The sequence below is a fragment of the Paenibacillus sp. Marseille-Q9583 genome (genome assembly GCF_976954365.1).
Window position 1 is genome coordinate 1 of sequence record NZ_CDRJTB010000130.1, and the last position, 5,950, is coordinate 5,950.

Annotated in this window: 6 protein-coding genes and 1 pseudogene; 1 reads left to right on the forward strand and 6 read right to left on the reverse strand. The window is 41.3% G+C overall.

The annotated features are described in order from the left end of the window. Positions 1-172 precede the first annotated feature (172 nt). Positions 173-553, forward strand: a pseudogene (locus ACWNM1_RS29990) (transposase); the annotation flags it as partial. A 208-nt stretch (positions 554-761) separates the two neighbouring features. On the opposite strand, the gene ACWNM1_RS29995 reads toward ACWNM1_RS29990, so the two are convergent. The 6 genes from ACWNM1_RS29995 to ACWNM1_RS30020 form a co-directional block, all read right to left on the reverse strand. Continuing rightward, entirely contained in the window at positions 762-1,637 is an 876-nt protein-coding gene (locus ACWNM1_RS29995) for an aldose 1-epimerase family protein (protein WP_076286184.1), read from the reverse strand. Positions 1,638-1,884: 247 nt separating this feature from the next. Then, a complete protein-coding gene (locus ACWNM1_RS30000; protein WP_449603842.1) occupies positions 1,885-2,649 on the reverse strand; it encodes an SDR family oxidoreductase in 765 nt (254 codons plus the stop codon). A gap of 432 nt (positions 2,650-3,081) precedes the next feature. Beyond that, positions 3,082-3,357, reverse strand: a complete 276-nt coding sequence (locus ACWNM1_RS30005; RefSeq protein WP_449603843.1) for a hypothetical protein — start codon at positions 3,355-3,357, stop codon at positions 3,082-3,084. 152 nt (positions 3,358-3,509) lie between these two features. Beyond that, positions 3,510-3,857 (reverse strand): hypothetical protein, encoded by a 348-nt coding sequence (locus tag ACWNM1_RS30010; RefSeq protein WP_449603844.1) that lies wholly within the window; start codon positions 3,855-3,857, stop codon positions 3,510-3,512. 286 nt (positions 3,858-4,143) lie between these two features. Next, the gene (locus ACWNM1_RS30015) at positions 4,144-4,329 is read right to left on the reverse strand and encodes a hypothetical protein (RefSeq protein ID WP_339242071.1); all 186 of its coding nucleotides are present in this window, start codon (positions 4,327-4,329) and stop codon (positions 4,144-4,146) included. 138 nt (positions 4,330-4,467) lie between these two features. Next, a complete protein-coding gene (locus ACWNM1_RS30020; protein WP_449603845.1) occupies positions 4,468-5,823 on the reverse strand; it encodes a DEAD/DEAH box helicase in 1,356 nt (451 codons plus the stop codon). Between the last annotated feature and the right edge of the window lie 127 nt (positions 5,824-5,950).

Genomic DNA, 5,950 nt, shown 5'->3' on the forward strand with positions numbered 1-5,950 from the left:
AGCTCAACGGCATCCACGATTTGACGCCTACTTCAATAAAAAAGAGAACAGGCCACCCGTGGCAGTCTGCTCCCTAATTATCTTGAATGCTCCTTACTTCGATATAAAGGAGTAATAAAACCCCACTTCACTTCGACGGCCTTGATTTTAACGAGCGAAACTGATGAAACTAGCCGGTCATATGGCTATTCGGAAGGCTCGACAGGGCAAGAAAGGCATCGACAAAAACCAAGCAGACACCTATTATTTTAACGTGGAACAGTGCAAGCGTTGTCCGTTTAAAGAGGGTTGTTATAAAGAAGGATCGAAGAGCAAAACCTACTCTGTAACGATTAAATCTGAAGAACATTCGGAACAGATTGCGTTCCAGGAAACAGAGTACTTTAAAGAAAAATCTAAGGAACGCTACAAAATTGAAGCGAAGAATAGCGAACTTAAACATGGGCACGGGTATGATGTAGCTACATCCTCGGGTCTGATTGGTATGGAATTACAAGGTGCGATGACGATATTCGCCGTGAACTTAAAGCGGATATTGAAGTTAACAGATTGAAAACATAGGGATAAATTGAATAAAATAGAGCTAAAAAAGAAGACATTCTTCCTAAAAATGGGGTTGAATGTCTTCTTTTTTGAAGTTTATACATACTCCTTAAGAAAAACGTAAGTTCTTCAGTGCCCTCTCCAATAGATTGATGCTTTTTGCAAAGGTATGGAGCCGAGCTTAACCAGTTGAGAACCCTGCAGATCCCTTCGGATCGTCAGTTGATTTCTATGGTCAGGGAGCTTGTGAAATTCGCCCCCGGCTCCAGGGTGATTATTCCCTCTTTAGCTTGAAGTTCACCTTCGAAGACGTCCATATCCGCTACTCCTTGCCAAGGCTCGATGCATATGAAGGGAGCGTTCAAAGGCTGCCAGATGCCGAGGTCGGGAAAACCCTTATAGCTGACAACTACGCTTTTGGAGGAGTGCTTGCTTCTAAGCGAAATCTGCCGAGAGCTCACATTTCGGAAAATCAATGCGCCTTCGGCGAACATTTCATGGGATAAAGGCAGGATGGTCTCTTGTTTCAGAACGGGCTCCGATTTGCCGCTGATCAGCAGGCCGTCCGAATTCAAGAACAACCTTTCAAGGTTTTCCGATTCAGCGAACTCCAGATAGTAATCGTTCAGGCTACCGTTGTCATCAAGCGGACAATTGAACGCCGGGTGGGTTCCGAGCTGGAAGAAGATATCCTGTTCATCGCTATTTTCCACCCGGTAACTAAGTTCCAGTGTGCTTGCATTCAGTTTATATGTAATATATAGGTTGAATTTAAAAGGATAACTGGCCAGGGTTTTCTCATCATAAGAGAGGCGGTAAACCGCGTGGGTATCGCTTTCTTGGACCAGCGTAAATTCGCTGCGTCTGGCGAATCCGTGATTGCCGATCTTATAGGCTTTGCAGTCCACCTTAATCTCTCCGTTCCGGGCCGCACCAATAATGGGAAACAGCACCGGAGAACGGCCTGTCCAATACGTGGCGTCACCGCTCCAGATGTATTCAGCTTCCGGATCCAGCTTTCTGAAGCTGATCAGTTCCGCCCCAAGGGTATTAATCTCAGCTTCCGCCGAGCTGCTGCGCAAAATTTTATTCATTGTTGTACTCCCCTTTCATACTTATAGTCCAGATACCCATATTATATCAAAGTTCTTGAGGGAGTTGAGAAAAAGACAGCCAATTCATCAGCTGCCGTTTCTTCGTGCTTATTGAGCTATCGTTTCCCGTTAGCTTAATCAAGGATACAAGCATACTTACATGAAACACTCTGTTTCATCCCTTAAATCGGGTGGGATTGTAATAGTGCAATGAACATAAAGTGTGGGATTCATCTAATGATTTTACTTATAGGTGAGATCCACCGCTTGCATCGAGCAATTGACCAGTTACCCAACGGCTGTCCGACGAAGCAAGAAAGGTAACAATATCCGCTACATCCTCAGGTTCTCCCCACCTGTTGAAGGCTGAGAGACCGGCCGCATATTTTTGTCCATGGGGATCTTGTAACGTCCCGGCATTCATCTCTGTGTTAATAATGCCAGGCTGGATGGCGTTTACCGTAATATTACGGTTACCCAGTTGTTTGGCAAGAAGATGCGTAAATGTGTCGATGGCCCCTTTCGACATGCTGTAGGTGAACACACTTGGAGAGGCTACGCGCGTCACAAAGGAAGAAATATTAATAATGTGCCCCCCGTCTTTTAGACGCGGTAAAGCTTGCTGGGTAACAAAAAGCGGTGCTTTTACGTTAATCTTCATCACCTCGTCAAAAGATTCTTCAGTTGTCTCTTCTAGGCTAACTATTTGACCGATTCCAGCATTGTTGACAAGAATATCGAATCCGCTACCGCCTGTACGTTTCCGAATGTCATCATCCAGTACCGAAAATAAATCATGAATGCCCTCGAGAGTGCTTAGGTCAGCACCAATTGCGCACGCGTTACCTCCGCTTTGCTCGATCTGGTGAACAACTGCCTCCGCTTCATTTCTTCTTTTTCCATAGTGCACGACGACAAATGCGCCCTCTTGTGCAAGACGCAATGCGATGCTGCGGCCAATTCCTCGGCTCGCTCCAGTTATTAAAGCGATTTTACCTTCCAACTTACTCATGCTTTCATCTCCTTGTCCGAATTCAAATATAGTTATATCACAGGATAACATTTGAAATGTTGCTCTCTCATTCGGTTGCAAGTGGATGTCTATTGGTACATTCTCCGTGCTTATTTAACTATACTGCCCGTTAGCTGAACAAAGGCAACCGATCCACTGATCGATTGCCTTTGTGTCGTTATTGAGCTATCGTGTCCCGTTAGTTCAAGAAGAACCGTAAACATTTCACTATTCCTTTACTTCGGTTAATTTCAATAAAACGCCCTTTTAACTAACCTGCCCATTAGCTTAAAGCCATTACCGCAAAGGTACCATCGACAGCAATATTACTACTCCTGTTTAATTTTTGATAATATATCATAAAAAAGACTATCGAATGGACTTGTCGATAGTCTTTTTTGAGCTATTATTTGAATGGACGCATTGTTGCAGCTATTCCTTTAGGGCATCCACATATTGCTTCGCTTCTAATAGTGACAAACCAAGCACTTCTCTCGCTTTTTTAACAGCTGCTACTTCCTTGCCGTTACGTACGAGCTGGAGAACCTCATTTTGAACAAGATGTGGGGGCAGACCTTCAGACTTGACAATTTGGTCAACGTTTACGTGCATTGTTTTGATACGAGCTTCCATGGCACTTACTTTGTTATACACAGTTAAACATACAACTAAGGACACAAGTGATATCGTAATTGATAGGTATTCCATTTGCGACACTCCCTTCTATCTCTTCTTTTATTCTAAATGAAGATGTCTGGTTAAACAAATTTATGTCGTGTCCTATTGAACTAACCTGCCCGTTACCTTAATAACGCAGTGTCAGTCTAATACTTTATTTGCCGAGTCTAACACTTTATTTTTCAGTCTAGAACTCTATTTTCATTTGACACTTCTCTCTCACATTTAATTTTCTCGCAGTCTTCAATAATGAACTGAATCTCATCCGCTGTAAGCTTAGCTTTTTTCGAAGAAAAATCCTTTTTTAAATTGTTGTAGACTTTCTTATTATTTTTGAGCAATTTGAACTCATATCCCATACTACTAACATAAAAATGTTTTGGCTCATGACTATCAATTCCATAACCCGAAACTTTAAGTATAGTTAGATATTCTAAAGTTTTATTTTCTATGTATGCAGCAGTGGACCTATGATGTCCGTCAATTAATGTACTCATAAAACCTTCATAAAAATATGCGAGCCCAGTCATGATCTCCCCATTTTTAATTTGCTCCCTATATTCATAACTCTTTCAATGTTTAAACAATCGATTCGTTGAGAAGCTAAAAGGAATTTTGGAATCACAGTGCTTGAATGGTACTTGTAAAAAACATCAGCTGACGCATTATACGTTCTCCTCTTAGTAAATAAGTTCCAAAAAAACTCTCCTTCTCCGTTAGTTGGTATCATTTCTATATAAGACATCAGGTAATAACCATTTTCTAGAATACTCAGTAGAGGTTTAACCTTTTCAAATGCAGTACTAAGGTCATTCCCTACCTCTTGTGAATCTTTAACTTCATCAATCGCTCACCAGAGTTATCCACCCCAAATTTAGTTATTAACTTTCCACTCCCATTATTTACTCGAAGTAACAAAGCATCCTTGTCCCATGAGTTAAAAATACTCGGAATGATTTCTTCGCATACGATCGAATTAGGTGCCTTAAATATCTTCTTCATAACTTCCACCCCACCCTAATATTACAAAAACTATACCCTATCTTGAATTCCTCTTATCATCAACTAACAAAAAAACCATCAGATTTCTCTGACGGTTTTCAGGTCTTACTATAAAAAACGTACAGCGTTCAAAGTAACTTATCTGCTGCTCGTTTGTCTTCCTTTAGTGAACCACTCGGACTTTGGCTTTAATGGAGGGTTAGACTTAGGTTTTGCTTTGGCAGGTTTTGCCCCCGCTGGTTTAGCTGTTGATGGTCTGGAAGTCGATGGTTTAGAAGTCGATGGTTTAGAAGATGCAGATCTCGAACCTGACGGTTTCGAAGATCTTTCTGTCTTCATTTGCGTTTTACGAGACATCGGATACGGATGATCCTTCACTTCTGGAATCGATTTTCCGATCAATTTCTCAATATCTTTAAGGAACGGAAGCTCTTCAGATTCGCAAAAAGATATTGCCGTTCCGCTTAACCCAGCTCTACCCGTTCGACCGATCCGGTGCACATAGGTTTCTGGAATATTTGGCAAGTTGAAGTTGATTACATGAGACAGCTCATCAATATCAATTCCTCGCGCGGCGATATCCGTAGCTACAAGAACGCGGGTTGCACCACTTTTAAAATTCCGCAATGCATTCTGACGATCATTCTGCGATTTATTGCCGTGAATGGCTTGTGCAGAAATGTTCACTTTCGCTAGATCGCGTGTAACACGGTCCGCACCACGTTTTGTACGAGTAAACACCAGAGCAGAAATGATTGATTTATCCTGTAACAAAAGATTCAATTGATTCTGCTTATTTCCATTCTCTAATAAATAGATCGATTGATCGATTCTATCCGCAGTAGATGACACGGGTGTGATTTCTACTTTTACTGGATTCACAAGCAAAGTTTTGATCAATTTGGAGATCTCAGTAGGCATCGTTGCCGAGAAGAAGAGCGTTTGTTTCTTTGTTGGCATTTTGGCGATAATTCGCTTTACATCATGGATGAAGCCCATATCTAGCATGCGGTCAGCCTCATCCAAGACAAGAATTTGGACATACTGTAAATCCACACGTTTTTGATTGATCAGGTCGATAAGTCTTCCTGGTGTAGCAATTAAGATATCAGCTCCTTGATTCAAGGCACGCTCTTGTACTTTCTGTGATACACCGCCAACGATGGCAGCAGAGCGGATATCTGTGAATTGGCTATACGCTTTTATGTTATCAGCAATTTGAATCGCTAGTTCTCTTGTCGGTGTTAAGATCAGCGAGCGAATGCGTCGCACATTGTTTGATTTATTGGGACTTGTTTGTTCGCTTAATAATTGAATAATAGGTACAGAAAATGCAGCTGTCTTTCCTGTTCCCGTTTGAGCACATCCAAGTAAATCTCTACCTGCTAATACAGCTGGGATCGATTGCTCCTGTATAGGTGTAGGTGATGTATAGTTTTCTTTGGTTAAAGCCTTTAAAATCGCAGGCATAATATTCAGTTCGTTAAATGTCATTCTAGTCTCCTTAATTTCTAATACATTTATTCTTAACATTAAATCCATTTGTCACGTCATAAACAATAATCATAACACAATTAGTCACATAATAATAGATATTCTTTATCATCACACCAATTTTCAT